Consider the following 15,653-nt stretch of genomic DNA (forward strand, 5'->3'; position numbering starts at 1 on the left):
ACCGGCCACTTCCCTGAGTTCAAGCATCCTTGCTCGTCACACGGGCGTGAGCGTCCACTGTGCACGACGCAACGCGCCAGCCCTCGTAACCGCGCGAAGTCACGAAGGCTGGCGGTGCGCTGGGCGTGTCCCCACCCAACCTACCGGTCGGATGGTTTCTAGTGGGCACGCCAGGAGAACAGCTCCGCGTCCCACCCACCCGTCGTGATGGCCTTGCCGTCCCCTCGCCAGGAGATGCCCAGGATCGTGCTTTCGTGGGCGCCCATGACAGTGGGTCGGAACGCGCCCTCTTCACGGACGTCCCAGGTGAAGAGCAATCCTCCTTCGCCGCCACTGGCGAGCCGCGTGCCATCCGGGCTCCACGCCAGGGCCAGTTGGGTGAGCCAGGTACTGGCGCTCGTAACGAAGGCACCCGTGCTCAAATCCAGGACGGCGAGCCGCTCACTGGTGCTCAGCGCCAGGTGCGTCCTGTCGGGGTTGAGCGCGGCGGCCACGATGCCCGTCAACCCGGGCTCCATGCGTCGAAGGACACCGGACGCACGGTGCCAGAGGTTCCACGCCCCATGGCTGTAGACGATGATCAGCGACGCTCCATCGGGCGTCCATTCCAGCTCAACGACGGGGCTCGGCGTTTCTGGGATGCGCAGCAACTCCGTGCCGCTGCCCACGTCCCAGACCTGGACGGTTCCTTTCCTCCCGGTGGGCGAAAACGTCGTGCCCGCGCCCGCCAGGGTCCGGCCGTCTGGCGTCAGCGCGGCGTGTTCCACCCTGGATTGCTGTCCATGAGACCACGGCGTCAGCTCGACGGGCGTGCGCACCCGGGTACCCGCATTCACGTCCCAGACGCAGAGCCGGCCGTCATCGCCTCCCGTCGCGAGTCGCGTGCCCTCCTCGCTCCACCCCAAGGCACGAACGTCTCTTCCCCCATGTCCGTCCAGCACTCCCAGCGCCTGGCCTGAATCGCTCCAGAGTCGGACCTTGCCCTCGCAGCCGGCCGATGCCAGCCGATCTCCCGCAGGACTCCACGCCGTGGCGTTGACCGCCCGCAGATGCGCCAGCAATTCAGTGCGCCGCACGCGCGCGTGTTCCTCATCCACCTGGAAGACGGACACCGCGGCGGGCTCCCTCTCCATCGCGACGAACGTGTTGTCGACCGGGTGGAACCGCACGGCGCCGTAGCCGGACGCACTCAGCGGGTTGGGGAGAGGCTCGAAGCCATCCGCCACCACCGTCCCGGTGTTTGCCTCCAGGACCGTCAGCGATCGGAGTCCATCCACCACCACGAGCCAGTCCTTCGTGCGGCTCCAGTCCATGCGGGCGAGCAGGCCCCACGGGCCTGTCCACATGGCCTGCTGTTCGTGGGTCGCTGCCTCATACACTCGCACGGAGCGGAAGCTGCCCACCGCGTACCGCGCTCCGTCCGGGCTCCAGGCGAAGCCATGGGCATTGCTCTGCCGGTAGAGCGGCCCGGCTGGGGCAAGCGGGTGGATCTCCACCATCTCGCCCTGCACCTCGAGTGCAATACGGCGTGCATCCGGGCTCCAGTGGATCTGGTGGACGGGATACTCCGTCAGCAAGGGCTCCCGGCGCTCCGTCCCCGTGTCCGCGGACCAGAAGCGCACTTCCCCGCCGCCCGTGTCCAGGTTGCTGATGCTGGCGAGCTCGTTGCCGTCCGGGTTCCAGGCAACGCCCAACACCCGGCCCGAATGGGCGCGCCAACGCTGGACAGGCTCGCCTGTGTTCGGGTCGATCCGGGCCAGTTGCCCATCTTCGAAGCCGGCGATCAGGTCCTCCCTCCTGGTCCCCCACGCCACGGCACGAATGTCCGAGCCCTCCACCCGAATCACCCGGGAGACGTGGCCGAGCTGCGCATTCCAGATGCGCAGTGAGCCCTCCCCCCCGGCTCGATCCAGCACCGCGAGGAGGACGCCGTCCGGGCTCCAGGCCACAGCGATGGGGTGTCGTGCACCTGACTGCCTCCACAGCGAGGAGTGCTCGAGCATTGGCGCGAACCCCACACCACAGCGCCGGTCTTGCTCGACTCGGATGACCTGGGGCGTCTGCTCTGGCCCGCAGCGCATCCATCCGGTGAATCGCCATCCCTCCGCGGGCTCCGCCTGGAGCGTGACTTGGGTCCCCACATCGAAGCGCGCCATGCACGGGCCCGTGCAGCCGCTCAGCCCTTCCGGCGTGCTCGTGACCCGCCCTGCGCCAAAGACTTCGACGGCGAGCGTCCGCTTCCCATCATCCTGGGGTGGAGCCGGTTCGACGGTGAAGGCCACGAGTTCGGACCACGCCCCCAACTGTCCGTGGGTATCGACCGCGCGGCAGCGGGCCGAAAACTGCCCCTTCGTCTGGAAGACGAGAGCCACGTCACCGGCGGTGCCGCTGGGAACACGTTCGGACAGGCTGACTTCCGCCGCCGCGCGCCCCCAGTCGAACGCGTAGGTCAGCGCGTCACCGTCCGGATCCTCGGCGATGCACCGGAAGCCTCCCGGCAATCCCGCCGTGAGCCCGACGATGGGGGCCTCGATGCGTGCCTGGCCCGGAGGGCGGGACACAGAGGGATTCGGGCTGCTTCCATCCGAACAAGCAAACACCGCACTCAGCATGAGTGCGCAGGCCACCCCGGAGCGACTGCCCCAGGCAACAGAACGAACAGACATGGATTGTCCCCCGCGCGCTCGGCCCCGTAACGCGCGGCGTCTTGCATAGCAGGCCCCGCCCCGAAACGGCAACGGCCGGGCCCCCTCTCGGGAACCCGGCCGTCTCGCCGTGCTGGCGCGTGCGGCTGAAGACTACTTCTTCAGCTTGCTCGCCATCACGTCGCCGAGGCGCGCCTTCGAGCCTTCCGCCTGCTTGCGGAGGTACTCGCGGTAGTCCTCGCCCTCGCCGATCAGCGCCTTCATCGACAGCGCGACCTTCCGGTCCGGGGTGTTGATGTCGATGATCTTCACCTCGACATCCTGCGCCTCCTGCACCACGTCACGCGGGTTCTCGACACGCTCCTCCTTCAGCTCGGAGACGTGGACGAGGCCCTCGATGCCCGGCTCGATCTCCACGAACGCGCCGAAGTCGGTGACCTTGGTGACCTTGCCCTTCACGCGGCTGCCCACGGGCAGGCGCTCGGACAGCGTCTCCCAGGGATCCGGCTGGAGCTGCTTGATGCCCAGGCTGAAGCGCTCGTTCTCGACGTCGATGTTGAGCACCACCGCCTCGACCTCGTCGCCCTTCTTGAACATCTCGCCCGGGTGCTTGATGCGCACCGTCCAGGAGATGTCGGAGACGTGCACCAGGCCGTCCACGCCCTCCTCGACGCCGACGAACACGCCGAAGTCGGTGACGTTGCGGATCTGACCCTTGATGACGGAGCCGATCGGGTACTTGTCCTCGAGCAGCGTCCAGGGGTTCTGCTCGATCTGCTTCATGCCCAGCGCGATGCGCTTGGCCTTCGGATCGATGTCCAGGACGACGGCCTCCACCTCCTGGCCGACCTCCAGGATCTTGGACGGGTGCTTGAGGCGCTTGGTCCAGGACATCTCGGACACGTGCACCAGACCCTCGACGCCCTGCTCGATCTCGATGAACGCGCCGTAGTCGGTGATGGACACGACCTTGCCGCGGACGCGCGTGCCGACCGGGTACTTCTCGTCGGCGCGGTGCCACGGGTCCTCCTGGATCTGCTTCAGGCCCAGGCTGACGCGCTCCTGCGTCGGGTCGAACTTGAGGACGACGACGCGAACCTCGTCACCCACGTTGAACATCTCGCTCGGGTGACCGATGCGGCCCCACGACATGTCCGTGATGTGGAGCAGACCGTCGATACCGCCCAGGTCGATGAACGCACCGTAGTCGGTGAGGTTCTTGACCACGCCCTTGAGGACGGCACCCTCCTTGAGGTTCTTGAGGGTCTCCTTCTTCATCTCCTCGCGCTGCTTCTCGAGGAGGACGCGGCGGGACAGGACGATGTTGCCGCGCTTCTTGTTGAACTTGATGACCTTGAACTCGAATTCCTTCGAGATGTACTGGTCAAGGTTCCGCACGGGGCGGATGTCAACCTGCGAGCCGGGCAGGAACGCCTTCACGCCGATGTCGACGGACAGGCCGCCCTTCACGCGACCGACGATGGTGCCCTTGACGATCTCATCGCGCTCGCAGGCGGCGCTGATCTCGTCCCAGATGCGCATCTTGTCGGCCTTCTCCTTGGAGAGGACGACCATGCCGGTGTCGTTCTCGCGGCTCTCCAGGAGGACCTCGACGGGGTCACCGGCCTGAACCGAGACCTCTCCGCGAGGGTTGGTGAACTCGGAGATCGGGACCTGTCCCTCGGACTTGTAGCCGATGTCGACAATCGCGAAGTCCTTCGTCACCTGGACCACGGTGCCCTTGACGATCTCCCCTTCCTTCAGGATGCCGTCACCACCGCGCTCCTTGAGCGAGGCCTCGAACATTGCGGCAAAGTCTTCGTCGCCGCCGTCCATCCCGACCTGCTGGTTCACGTTCTGCTGCATGAAATGGAAGTCCTTTGAAACCGGTACAACTGCCCCCTGATGGTGGTTTTTCCGTCGCGACCTGCGGGGAGCAGCGGGCAGTGACGTTCGTCCTCCTCATTGAGGACTTGATTTGATGGAAGCCGCGCACCCTAGACACCGGTGATTCCGGTAGTCAAGCGAGCTCGTGCCCCCTGTGCTGTTGGGTGGATGTCCTACCCCGGAGCTGTCAATGGCTCCTAGTTAAGAACGCCTGCCCTGCCGCGCAGCCCCGTTCCGCAGGATGCCTGCCCCCAGCCTGGTGCTCGAACGAGCGGCCAAGGCCCTGAAATTCCAGGGCCAACGCCGGGCCGCGCTCAACCGCCGGAGGCCCCGGATTTCTTCCCGGCCGTCAGCCCTGGAGCTTGAAGCTCTCGCGGGCGATCACCATCCGCTGCACCTCGCTGGTGCCTTCGTAGATGGTCTGCACGCGGGCGTCGCGGAAGAACCGCTCCACCGGGAACTCGTCGATGTAGCCGTAGCCGCCGTGGAGCTGCACGGCCTTGTCAGCCACCTTGTTGCTCATCTCGCTGGCGAAGAGCTTCGCCATGGAGGCCTCGCGGGAGAACGGCTGGCCCTTCTCCTTCATCGACGCCGCGCGCAGCGTCAGCAGCTCCGCCGCCTCCAATTGCGTCTGCATGTCCGCGAGCATGAAGCGCGGACCCTGGAACTCGCCAATGGGCTGGCCGAACGCCTGGCGGTCCTTCACGTAGGCCACGGTCGCCTCGAGCGCCGCGCGCCCCACGCCGCAGGCCTGCGCCGCGATGCCAATGCGCCCACCGTCCAGCGCCACCATGGCCAGCTTGAAGCCCTGCCCTTCGGCGCCCAGCAGGTTCTCCGCCGGAACCTCGCAGTCCTCGAACGTGAGCGACACCGTGTTCGAGGAGCGCAGGCCCATCTTGTCCTCGTGCTTGCCGATGATGAGCCCCTTCGTCCCGCCTTCGACGATGAAGCACGACAAGCCCTTGTTGCCGGCGGGGGACGTGCGCGCCCATACCACCATCACCCCCGCGTGCGCGCCGGAGGTGATCCACTGCTTGCTGCCGTTGAGGACCCACACGTCCCCGCGCCGCACCGCGGTGGTGCGCAGCGCGCCGGGGTCGGAGCCCGCATGGGGCTCGGACAGCGCGAACGAGCCCGCGATGGCCTCACCGGACGCCAGCCGCGTCACGTACTTCTCGCGCTGCGCGTCGGTGCCGAACGCGTTGATGAGCTCGCCGCACATGTTGGTGACGGCCATGGCCACCGACGTGGACGCGTCGGCCGCGGCCATCTCCATCATCGCCAGCGCATAGGCCACCACGCCGGCCTCCGAACCGCCGTAGCGCGCCGGGAGGTTCACCCCCAGCAGCCCCATCTCGCCCAGTTGCCGGAAGAGGTCCGTGGGAAAGCGCTCTTCGCGGTCCAGTGTCCGGGCCAGGGGGGCCACGCGCTCGCGAGCGAACTTGCGCGCGGTGTCGCGGATGAGGGTCTGCGTCTCGGTGAGCTCGAGGTTCACGGCGGTTGTCCTACTCGATGGCCTTGAGGTTGAACGGGTACTCGATGGGGCGGTCCGTGCCATCCGGAGGCTTCGGGAAGGTCATGGACGACAGGACGGCCTGGACGCAGTCGTGCAGGCTCGGGTCCTTGAGCGTGCTGGTCTTCTTCACCACCCGGGCGTCCTTCACCAGACCGTTGGCGTCGATGGTGAAGGTCGTCATCAGCCGCCCCTCCACCGTCCGGTCCTTCTCCGCCATGTGGTCCTCGTAGCACTCCTGGATGCGGCGCTGGTGGTACTGGACGACCTGACGGATGGAGTCGGGCGTGAAGGGCATCCGGTCGACGTCCGGCCCTTCCCGCTTGGTGGGGGCCGGCGTCGTGGCGGCGGCCTTGCCACCGGCGGGCGCCTTCGCGGGGGCGGCGCCCTGCGCGAGCGCAACCGCCGAGGCCAGGACGACTGCGGAGAGAAGCGCTCGAGTCATGACGGTTACTCCCTCAGCAGGTTGGCGGCGATGACGATGCGCTGGATCTCGCTCGTCCCTTCGTAGATCTCCGTGATGCGCGCGTCGCGCACGTGGCGCTCCACGTCCATCTCCTTGCTGTAGCCCATGCCGCCGTGCACCTGCAGGGCCTTGTTCGCCACGCGGCTGGCCATCTCGCTGGCGTACAGCTTGGCCATGGCGCTCTCCGCGCTGTGGCGCACGCCCTTGTCCTTCTGCAGGGCCGCCCGCCACACGAGCAGCCGGGCCGCGTCGATCTCCGTGGCCATGTCGGCGATCATGAACTGGATGGCCTGGTGCTCGCGGATGGGCTTGCCGAAGGACTTGCGCTCACCGGAGTAGCGCACCGCCTCCTCGTACGCCGCGCGCGCGATGCCCAGCGCCTGCGACGCGATGCCGATGCGGCCGCCGTCCAGCGTGCTCATGGCGATCTTGAAGCCCTCGCCTTCCTTGCCGAGCATGTACTTGGCCGGCACGCGCATGTCCTCGAAGAACATGGAGCAGGACCAGGCGGCGCTGATGCCCATCTTCTTGTCCGGCTCGGCGCGGATGAACCCCGGGGTGTCCGTGGGGACCATGAACGCGGTGATGCCCTTGTGTCCCGCTTCCTTGTTGGTCATCGTCATGAGGACGATGGCGTCGGCCTTGGGGCCGTTGGTGATCCAGTTCTTCGAGCCGTTGATGACGTACTCGTCACCCTTGCGCACGGCGACCGTCTTCTGCGCGGCGGCGTCGCTGCCGGCCTCGGGCTCGGTGAGGCCGAAGCAGCCCAGCTTCTCGCCCCGGGCGAAGGGCGCCAGGAACTGCTCCTTCTGCGCATCCGTGCCGTACTTCATGATCGGATCGCAGTAGAGCGAGTTGTTCACGCTCATGATGACGCCGGTGGAGGCACAGCCGCGGCTGATCTCCTCCATGGCGATGGCGTAACAGACGTTGTCGAGCCCGGCGCCGCCGTTCTGCTCGGGAACGGCCACGCCCAGCAGGGACAGCTCGGCCAGCTTCTTCACCGCGTCCGTCGGCCAGGCGTGGTGCTCGTCCCACTTGCGGGCGTTGGGGATGAGCTCCTTGGCCGCGAACTCGCGGGTCATCCGCTGGATTTCACGCTGGATGTCGGTCAACTCGAAGTTCATGGAACCTCCATAATATGAGGGGCTTCCCTCTGGAACAGCGAAGACGCGGCGCGCGCGCGGAAGCGCGCCGTGGCGTGCCGGTGAGACACCGTCCGGTCGCCTGAGACCCGGGATTCCCCGGGAGTACCCCAGAACATATTGAGGGGCACTGTGACGTCGAGGGTGACGTCCAGCCGGTTCCCCTCCCCCGTCCATGCCCGCCGCACGACCACGGACAGGGTCCACGGCACCGTGTCCGGGTGCCGCTCGATGAAGTCATAGGACAACCCCAGCCCGGCCACGCCGCCCGAACCATCCCGCCCCCACAGCCCCGCGCCTTCGGCCAACACTCCAAAGCGCGCTGCGTCAGGAAACGCATACACCCGTGCCCCCGCGAGCATCCGGAAGGCCGCCCGTCCCAGCCGGAGCTGAGGCTCCAGGAACGGCGACACCACCAGCGTGGGCCCTGGCACGTCCAGCGCCGGCAGGGCCCACGGGTGGATGGGCCAGGACAGCACCCAACCCTCCTGGGCATCCGGCCCCCACTCGTAACGGACGTCGGGCACGAGCGGCTCCAGGAAGCAGCCCGTGTAGAGGCACAGCGAGCGCTTCCAGGACACCAGCACGGGGGCCCGCCCGTCGTCCTCCTCACCTGCGTCCGAAGCCTGGGCCGGCACGGTGGCCAGGAGACACGCCAGCAGTCCCCCGGCCGCGAGCCCCTTCACCGCGCTACTTCCCGGTGAAGGTCGCGGTGCGCTTCTCCAGGAAGGCCTTCATGCCTTCGCGCTGGTCCTCGGAGCCGAACAGGTCGCCGAAGGCCTTGCGCTCGATGTCGTTCGCGGCGCGCAGGTCCTGGTCGGCGCCGGCCTCGATGACCTGCTTGGCCTTGGAGATGGCCAGCGGGCTGTTCTTGAGAATCTTCTCCGCCACGGCGCGGCAATGCGCGAGCAGGCCGTCCGCGGGGAGGACCTCCAGCACCATGCCAATCTCCTTCGCCTTCGCCGCGTCGATGCGGTCGCCGGTGAAGATGAGCTCCTTGGCGCGGGCGCGGCCCACCACGCGGGTGAGGCGCTGGGTGCCGCCGAAGCCGGGGATAACGCCCAGGCCGACTTCCGGCAGGCCGAGCTTGGCCTTCTCGGAGGCGTAGATGACGTCACAGGCCAGGGCCAGCTCGGAGCCGCCGCCGAGCGCGAAGCCATTCACTGCCGCGATGGTCGGAATGGGCAGCGCCTCCAGCGCGGCCATGACCCGGTGCCCCAGGGCGCCGAACTCCTGGGCCTGCGCGTCGGTGAGCGCGGCCATCTCCGCGATGTCCGCGCCCGCGACGAAGGCCTTCTCGCCGCCGCCGGTGACGATGAGGACGCGCACGTCCGCGGGAAGGGACTTCAGCGCGGACTCGAGCTCCTGCAGCGTCTTGGTGTTGAGGGCGTTGAGCGCCTTGGGGCGGTCGATGAAGAGGGTCGCGATGGCGCCCTCCTGCTCCAGCCGGATGTTCTCGTAGGCCATGTTCGAGGCTCCTGGGGTGGAAGTGGGTAACCGCGGGGCTCAGTACTTGTAGAAGCCGCGGCCGCTCTTCTTGCCGTACCAGCCGGCGTCCACGTACTGACGCAGCAGGGGGCTGGGGCGGTACTTGGAGTCGCCCAGGCCCTTGTGGAGCACCTCGGCGATGTAGAGCACGGTGTCCAGGCCGATGAAGTCCGCCAACTGGAGCGGGCCCATGGGCTGGTTGGTGCCCAGCTTCATCGCGGTGTCGATGTCCTCGACCGAGCCCAGGCCTTCCATGACGGCGAAGCAGGCCTCGTTGAGCATGGGGATGAGGATGCGGTTGACGATGAAGCCCGGGTAGTCCTTGGACACCACGGTCGTCTTGCCCATCTTCTCCGCCAGGGCGCGCGTGGTGTTGTACGTCTCATCGGACGTGGCGGCGCCGCGGATGAGCTCCACCAGTTGCATTACCGGCACCGGGTTCATGAAGTGCATGCCGATGACGGACTCGGGGCGCTTCGTGGACGCGGCGATGCGGGTGATGGGGATGGACGAGGTGTTGGTGGCCAGGATGCCGCCCGGCCGGACGACGGCATCCAGGTCCTGGAAGATGCGGCGCTTGAGGTCCTCGTTCTCCGTCACGGCCTCGACGGCGAAGTCCACGTCCTTGGCCTCGGTGACCTTCGTCAGCGTGGCGAGGTTGGCCTCGGCGGCCTGCTGCTTGGCGGCGTCGAGCTTGCCCTTCTCCACCAGCTTCTTCAGGCCGGCGCGGATGCGGTCGGCGCCCTTGGCGAGCCCCGCTTCGGAGACGTCCGCCAGCGTGACGCGAAGGCCCGCGACGAGTGCCACCTGCGCGATGCCCGCGCCCATCTGCCCTGCCCCGACGACGACAATGTGTTCCGTTGCCATGGCGTGTACGCACCTCTTGGGTCGGAAAGCGTGAAGTACGGCGTGCGGGCGGCCTTAGCCCACGCTCCCAGGGCGGTCAACGAACTGCGGCGGGCAACTGGAGCTGCCGGACGATGTACTGCCCTTCGCCGACGACGAGCTCCGTCTCCAGGCGCACACGGGCGTCGCTGCCCTCACGTTTCACGAAGAGCGCCGCGGCCCAGGTGCCCTCGGGCAGGTCCACCTTGTACGTGAGTTCAGGCGGTGGTCCTGAGGGGAAGAACCGCTCCTCGCGCTTGAGGAGCTGGCCTTCCGGGTCGGAGATCTGCAGGTCCACGGCGCGCACGGAGGCCCAGCCCGGGCCCGCGAGCTGGAAGGCGACGTCGCGCTCGGGGGGGCCCGTCACCTGCCACAGGTAGAGGCCGAGGGCGACGAGCAGGAGCAGCGGCAGCCGCTTGGCCAGCGCGCTCTTGCGTTCGTTCGGGCGCGGAGGCGGCGCGGCACTCGAGGGGGACTCAGCGGGAGGGGGCGTGTCCGCCACCGTTACTCCTTCTTGGTGCGCTTCGCGCTGGGGCGCTTCGCGTTGAGCTCGGAGATGACCACGCTGGGCGTGGCGGACCGGCGGGACTTGGTGGGCTCGGCGGGGGCTTCCGACTCGGAGGGCTTCTCCTCCTTCTCGGGAGGCACCAGGCGGATCTGCGCCTTGATCTCCACCGTCATGCCGGACATGAGCTTGAGGAACTCGTCGCGGAGCTTCTCGGACTGGAGGAAGCGGCGGAGCTCCTCGGTGATGGCGCGCGTCACCTCGTCCTTGGTCTTCTCGGCCTGACCGAGGATGAAGCCCAGGGCTTCCTTGGGGAGCTTGAGCTGGCCTGCGAGGTTGCGGATGCCCTCTTCCGTCATGAAGAGGGCACCCAGGCCGGCCACGGCCATGCGGCGGACGAACTCCGGAACGAAGCCCGCGGGCCCGTTGGAGCCACTGGAGCGGTCCTGCCGTTCGTCTTCGTCGAGCAGCGGATCAGGCGGGAAGTCGTCGTTGCCGGCCGGGGCCATGATGTCTCCTCGATAGTTAGCGGGCCTGCATCACCGGCAGCGGAACGCTCTTGATGCTCTGGGCGGACACGCGCCCTGCGACGTTCCGCGCGACTTCCTGGAAGGCCTTCGCCTCCGGGCTGTCCTTGGCCCCCACGACCACCGGAACGCCGGAGTCTCCAGACTCCCGCACCTTCAGGTCCAGCGGGATTTCACCGAGGAATGGAATCCCGAACATCTGCGCGGCCTTGCGGCCGCCGCCGTGGTTGAAGATGGCCGTGGTGTGCGAGCAGTTCGGGCAGACGAACTGGCTCATGTTCTCCACGATGCCCAGCACGGGGATGTGGACCTTGTCGAACATCTGCTTGGCGCGAACCACGTCCGCGAGCGCCACGTCCTGCGGCGTGGTGACGAGCACCGCGCCCGCGGCCCGGACGGACTGGGACAGCGTGAGGGCCACGTCACCGGTGCCGGGCGGCAGGTCGAGGACGAGGTAGTCGAGCTCGCCCCAGTTCACGTCGCGGACGAGCTGCATCAGCGCGCCGTGGAGCATGGGGCCGCGCCAGATGAGCGCCTGGTCGGCCTCCACGAGGAAGCCGATGGACATGACCTTGAGGCCGTGGGCCTCGAGCGGGTTGAGCGACTTGCCGTCCGGGCTGACGGGGCGCTTGTCGCCCAGGCCGGTCATCAGGGGGACGGAGGGGCCGTAGAAGTCCGCGTCGAGCAGGCCCACCTTGGCGCCGTGCTGGGCCAGGGCCGTGGCGAGGTTGAGGGCGACGGTGGACTTGCCCACCCCGCCCTTCCCCGCGCCGACGAGGATGATGTTCTTGACCTGGGGGAGCAGCGCGCCAGCGGGCATGCCCCCGCCGGCCGGGCGGACCCGGGCGCCCCACTCGATGTCGAAGGACTTGAGGCCGGGGACGGCCTTGAGGGCGGCCTCGGAGTCGGCCTGGATCTTCCCCTTCATGGGGCAGGCAGGCGTGGTGAGTTCGATCTTGAGTTTCGCGGTGTCCCCACTGACGTGGATGTCCTTCACCATTCCCGCCTTCACGAGATCGATGTGAAGCTCGGGATCCATCACCTTCGACATCGCAGCGAGGATGTCGGACTGGGTAACGCTCATCAGGACACCTGAAACCTTTGGAAAACGGGCGGTTGTAAGCCGCCAACGGGCGCGGAATCTGCCAGCCCAGGGGGGGCTGTCAACGTCGTTTAACGGGGCTGTACGCCCAGCGCACCCTGTAGGTCCCAAGGACGGCCGGTGAGTGTCGGCCCGCTGAACGGGTCCATCAGCAGCGCTGGTGCGGGCTCGGGACGGAGGGACGAGGGCTCGGTGCGCTACTCGATTGCCGCGATGTGGAATTCGCCATCTTCGAGCGCAATCCGGACCGCGCGCTCATAGCTGAGCGAGAATACTCGCACGGGCTTGGCCGCTAACTGTCATTGCTGGTGCCGCCCATCAGGTCTGATCGGCGCGGACGATCTCTCGTTTCCGTCCCTCAACCAAGCTTCGTTGAAGCCAGACAACCGGGGCATCCTGTGTCTGCTTCAAGCACTCTCGAATCCGGTCTGCGTCCGCGACGTCGTTGATGCGTAGGAGCAAAGGGTAAGCCTGATGCTCCGGCGCGGACCAGATACAGGTCGAAGATCTTCATCAGTGCAGGTACGACAGCTGAATCTGGGTGAACCGGTGACCGGACAATAGCGGATTCGGCGGGTCGGCCAGCTCCTGGGAACGGAAGACCATGCCCAGGCCGAACTGGAACCCGCCCGCCCGGAAGGCCGCGCCGAACTCGCTGTCCCCGACGATGGGCGCCTTCCGGACGCTGATGCTCGGACGGAAGAGCGTGCCATCCAGGAACAGGTTCCTCGCCACCACCCTCACCTGCCCCCGGGCGTACAGGTAGGCCTCCCAGGCGCGTTCATCTCGAATGGCCATCAGCTCCGAGGAGGCCTCCCCCGGAGCCCGCTGAGCCTCCAGTTCCTTGACCACGGACGGCATGATGGGCGCCAGGCCATACGGCCGGGCCAGATAGCCCACACGGACCGTCCCTCCCAGGCTCGCGTTCACGAAGACCGTACCCAGCATCGCCCCGGCGGACCACGTCACGTCCACCACGGGGCTCCAGAGCAGCGGCTGTTCGCGGAGCGCGGAGAAGTGGAACGCGGGCTCAGTGGGCAACTGCTTCTCCCAACCCACCGGAATCCTTGCGACCGTGCGCCCGAAGATGTCGTTCAGCGTCCGGTGGACCCAGCGCTGCGTCTGCGCCGCCCCGGACGCCGGCCCCGTGACCCCCACCGTGGCCTGGAGCGTCAGCCTCGACGAGTCCGCGGGCGCCCTCCCCGCATAGATGTGCTGGAAGAAGATGCCGCCGTGCAGCCAGCCCCCGTAGGGCCGGTCGTTCGGGTCCGGGAACACCTCCTGCTCCGGCAGCGGGACGATGCGGCTGGGCGTGTACATGTTCTGCGCCAGCGAGCCGCCACAGAGGTACCGGTGCTGCACGCCGTCCGGAAGCCGCAGCGTCCGCGCGATGGAACGGCACCCGTCGTACTCCCCGAAGTGCTCGATGCGGACGCCGTTCGTGTAGAGCCGGTCGCTCTTGGTGAGCACGTCATTCTCGAAGTGGAGGCTCGTGACGAACGGCAGCTTCTCCTCCACCTTTGCGGCGGAAGAAGCCTCCGCCTGGGCCAGACAGGATGCGGTCAGCAACGCGAGTGCCTTCAGCATCCCTCCAGTCTACCGCTCGCGCCCGTCAGCCCCCGAATGGCCACTGGTCATCAGGAAACACTCTACCCACCACGTCGGCCACCCCGAAGCGCGCGGCATCTTCAAACGTCTCCGCGCCGCCCAGCCCGTTCAGGCTCAAGGCCGTAGGGCACAGCGCATACGTCTGCGCATGGGACGCCCCCATCAACAGCTTCAGCAGGTTCACCCGCTGCTTGGGGGCGCCATAGGTCATGATTTCGAACCGCTCCGCCGCCGGCACCTTCGCCAGCGACAGCGCGTGGCGGCAGGCCTCCTCGAAACCCCCGACCTGGTCCACCAACCCCACGGCCTTCCCGCGAACGCCCGAGTACACACGGCCCTCCGCCAACTGGTGGATCTCCTCCTTCGTCCGTCCCCGCCCCTTCGCGACGATGTCGAGGAAGGCCTGGTACATCTCCTCCACCTCGGCCTCCAGCGTGGCCTCCTCTTGCGGCGTGAAGCCACGCGAGAACGAGAGCATGGCCGCGTTCTGCCCCCGGACCAGCACGGTCTTGTGCACCCCGAGCTTCTCCATCAGTCCGGACATGTCGAACTTGCCCGCGAAGACACCAATCGAGCCCACCATGGCGTGCGGCGCGGACCAGATCTCCTTCGCGCCCACCGCCACCATGTACCCCGCGCTGGCGCACACCCGGTCCATGTACGCGATGACGGGTTTCTTCCGCGCCACGCGTTGCACTGCCTCCAGCATCTGCTCCGACGCCAGCGGCGTCCCGCCCGGACTGCTGATGTAGACGACCACCGCCTTCGAGCGTTTGTCCCGCCCCGCCGCGCGCAGCGCCTTCACCACCGTCTCCGAGGTCGCCATCTTCCCGCTGGCCCCCTTGCCTGGGATGATGATTCCAGACACGGGCACCACCGCGACGCGCGGATTTCGCCGCAGCCGCTTCCAACGGACCGGCGGGAACGGAACCGTGGAGAGATAGGTCTCCATCGGCTCCAGCTCCGTCTCCTCCTCCCCGTCCCCCGGCTTCGCCAGCCCGAGGTGCGCGGGCAGGTTCGCCTCGCTCACCAGCGCGTCCGCCAGTCCCGCGTCCACCGCCCGGCGAGCACTGAAGGGCCCCTGGTCGATCAGCGCCCGGACTTCCTCCGGCGTCTTGCGCCGCCCCCGAGCCACCACGTCCACCAGGTCCGCGTAGCGCTCATCCAGGAACGACTCCACCGTCCGCGTCTGGATGTCCGACACGGCGGGCCTGGTGAAGAGCTCGGGCGCCGTCTTGTAGTCCCCGCGCCGGATGAATTGCGGCCGGATGCCCACGCGCGACAGGCCCGCGCCCAAGGCAGTGGCCTCTGCGGCGTAGCCCACCAGCTCCACGCGGCCCATGGGGGGCAGGAGCACCTCGTCCGCCGAGCACAGGAGGGCATAGCCCTCGTTGTCCACGTGGACCGCCCAGCCCACCACCCGCTTCCCCTGGGCTCGGAAGGCCGTCAACACCGCCACCAGCGCATCCCGCTTTGCCGCGGGCACGGACAGGTCCTCCACCTCCAGGAGGATGCCTTTCACCCGGCCGTCCTTCGCCAGGAGCTCCAACGACTCGCGGAGGCGCTCCACGGACGTGACATCCGACGGCTCGGGGCGGCTTCCCCCCAACTGCAACCGGCGGCGCCGCCGCTCGCGGTACGGCGGATCCCCCGTCAGCCGGAAGCGGACGTAGGCGGGCCGGTGGCTGGCGGCCATCATCCGGAAGGGCGCGCCCAGCAGGGAGACCAGGAGGAGGTACAGGTTGGCGAGGACGATGAAGGGCAGGCGCAGCATGGCGTCCGGGATGGAAATGTGGGTCCCCGGCCCGTAATGGACGCTCACTCAGCGTGCAAGCCCTGTTCAGTCCATCCGTTGGGTCGTGATAGCCTCCCCCGCAATATG

13 protein-coding genes are annotated in these 15,653 nt (G+C 67.8%); all 13 read right to left on the reverse strand.

Annotation, left to right across the window (positions count from 1 at the left end; translation table 11 throughout):
• Positions 1-158 precede the first annotated feature (158 nt).
• Complete coding sequence (locus QEG98_RS19980) at positions 159-2,561, reverse strand: WD40 repeat domain-containing protein (RefSeq protein WP_316567731.1); 2,403 nt, start codon at positions 2,559-2,561, stop codon at positions 159-161.
• Positions 2,562-2,798: 237 nt separating this feature from the next.
• On the reverse strand, positions 2,799-4,511 hold the full coding sequence (locus QEG98_RS19985; RefSeq protein WP_002639616.1) for a 30S ribosomal protein S1: 1,713 nt from the start codon (positions 4,509-4,511) through the stop codon (positions 2,799-2,801).
• Positions 4,512-4,881: 370 nt separating this feature from the next.
• Positions 4,882-6,027, reverse strand: coding sequence for an acyl-CoA dehydrogenase family protein (locus tag QEG98_RS19990; RefSeq protein WP_090492665.1), 1,146 nt, complete (start codon positions 6,025-6,027; stop codon positions 4,882-4,884).
• 10 nt (positions 6,028-6,037) lie between these two features.
• Positions 6,038-6,490, reverse strand: coding sequence for an AgmX/PglI C-terminal domain-containing protein (locus QEG98_RS19995; RefSeq protein WP_316567732.1), 453 nt, complete (start codon positions 6,488-6,490; stop codon positions 6,038-6,040).
• 5 nt (positions 6,491-6,495) lie between these two features.
• Positions 6,496-7,638, reverse strand: coding sequence for an acyl-CoA dehydrogenase (locus QEG98_RS20000; RefSeq protein WP_011553809.1), 1,143 nt, complete (start codon positions 7,636-7,638; stop codon positions 6,496-6,498).
• Positions 7,635-8,342, reverse strand: coding sequence for a hypothetical protein (locus QEG98_RS20005; RefSeq protein ID WP_316567733.1), 708 nt, complete (start codon positions 8,340-8,342; stop codon positions 7,635-7,637). The genes QEG98_RS20000 and QEG98_RS20005 overlap by 4 nt, the downstream gene beginning before the upstream one ends.
• Before the next feature lie 4 nt (positions 8,343-8,346).
• A complete protein-coding gene (locus QEG98_RS20010; protein ID WP_316567734.1) occupies positions 8,347-9,123 on the reverse strand; it encodes an enoyl-CoA hydratase-related protein in 777 nt (258 codons plus the stop codon).
• A gap of 39 nt (positions 9,124-9,162) precedes the next feature.
• The gene (locus tag QEG98_RS20015) at positions 9,163-10,011 is read right to left on the reverse strand and encodes a 3-hydroxyacyl-CoA dehydrogenase family protein (protein WP_140798527.1); all 849 of its coding nucleotides are present in this window, start codon (positions 10,009-10,011) and stop codon (positions 9,163-9,165) included.
• A gap of 76 nt (positions 10,012-10,087) precedes the next feature.
• Positions 10,088-10,531: a hypothetical protein gene (locus QEG98_RS20020; RefSeq protein WP_316567735.1), complete on the reverse strand. Its 444-nt coding sequence runs from the start codon at positions 10,529-10,531 to the stop codon at positions 10,088-10,090.
• A gap of 2 nt (positions 10,532-10,533) precedes the next feature.
• Positions 10,534-11,043 (reverse strand): hypothetical protein, encoded by a 510-nt coding sequence (locus QEG98_RS20025; RefSeq protein ID WP_316567736.1) that lies wholly within the window; start codon positions 11,041-11,043, stop codon positions 10,534-10,536.
• Between the two features lie 16 nt (positions 11,044-11,059).
• A complete protein-coding gene (gene apbC, locus QEG98_RS20030) occupies positions 11,060-12,145 on the reverse strand; it encodes an iron-sulfur cluster carrier protein ApbC (protein WP_316567737.1) in 1,086 nt (361 codons plus the stop codon).
• Positions 12,146-12,676: 531 nt separating this feature from the next.
• Complete coding sequence (locus QEG98_RS20035; protein ID WP_316567738.1) at positions 12,677-13,750, reverse strand: lipid A deacylase LpxR family protein; 1,074 nt, start codon at positions 13,748-13,750, stop codon at positions 12,677-12,679.
• A 25-nt stretch (positions 13,751-13,775) separates the two neighbouring features.
• Complete coding sequence (sppA, locus tag QEG98_RS20040) at positions 13,776-15,593, reverse strand: signal peptide peptidase SppA (RefSeq protein WP_316567739.1); 1,818 nt, start codon at positions 15,591-15,593, stop codon at positions 13,776-13,778.
• Between the last annotated feature and the right edge of the window lie 60 nt (positions 15,594-15,653).

This window comes from Myxococcus sp. MxC21-1 (assembly GCF_032612255.1).
Taxonomy (GTDB): domain Bacteria; phylum Myxococcota; class Myxococcia; order Myxococcales; family Myxococcaceae; genus Myxococcus; species Myxococcus virescens.

Bases quoted from the DNA above. Each gene is read 5' to 3' on its own strand.
- QEG98_RS20025 (WP_316567736.1), bottom strand. From the start codon at position 11,043: ATGGCCCCGGCCGGCAACGACGACTTCCCGCCTGATCCGCTGCTCGAC.
- QEG98_RS19995 (WP_316567732.1), bottom strand. From the start codon at position 6,490: ATGACTCGAGCGCTTCTCTCCGCAGTCGTCCTGGCCTCGGCGGTTGCG.
- QEG98_RS19985 (WP_002639616.1), bottom strand. From the start codon at position 4,511: ATGCAGCAGAACGTGAACCAGCAGGTCGGGATGGACGGCGGCGACGAA.
- QEG98_RS20010 (WP_316567734.1), bottom strand. From the start codon at position 9,123: ATGGCCTACGAGAACATCCGGCTGGAGCAGGAGGGCGCCATCGCGACC.
- QEG98_RS20035 (WP_316567738.1), bottom strand. From the start codon at position 13,750: ATGCTGAAGGCACTCGCGTTGCTGACCGCATCCTGTCTGGCCCAGGCG.
- QEG98_RS20015 (WP_140798527.1), bottom strand. From the start codon at position 10,011: ATGGCAACGGAACACATTGTCGTCGTCGGGGCAGGGCAGATGGGCGCG.
- QEG98_RS20000 (WP_011553809.1), bottom strand. From the start codon at position 7,638: ATGAACTTCGAGTTGACCGACATCCAGCGTGAAATCCAGCGGATGACC.
- apbC (WP_316567737.1), bottom strand. From the start codon at position 12,145: ATGAGCGTTACCCAGTCCGACATCCTCGCTGCGATGTCGAAGGTGATG.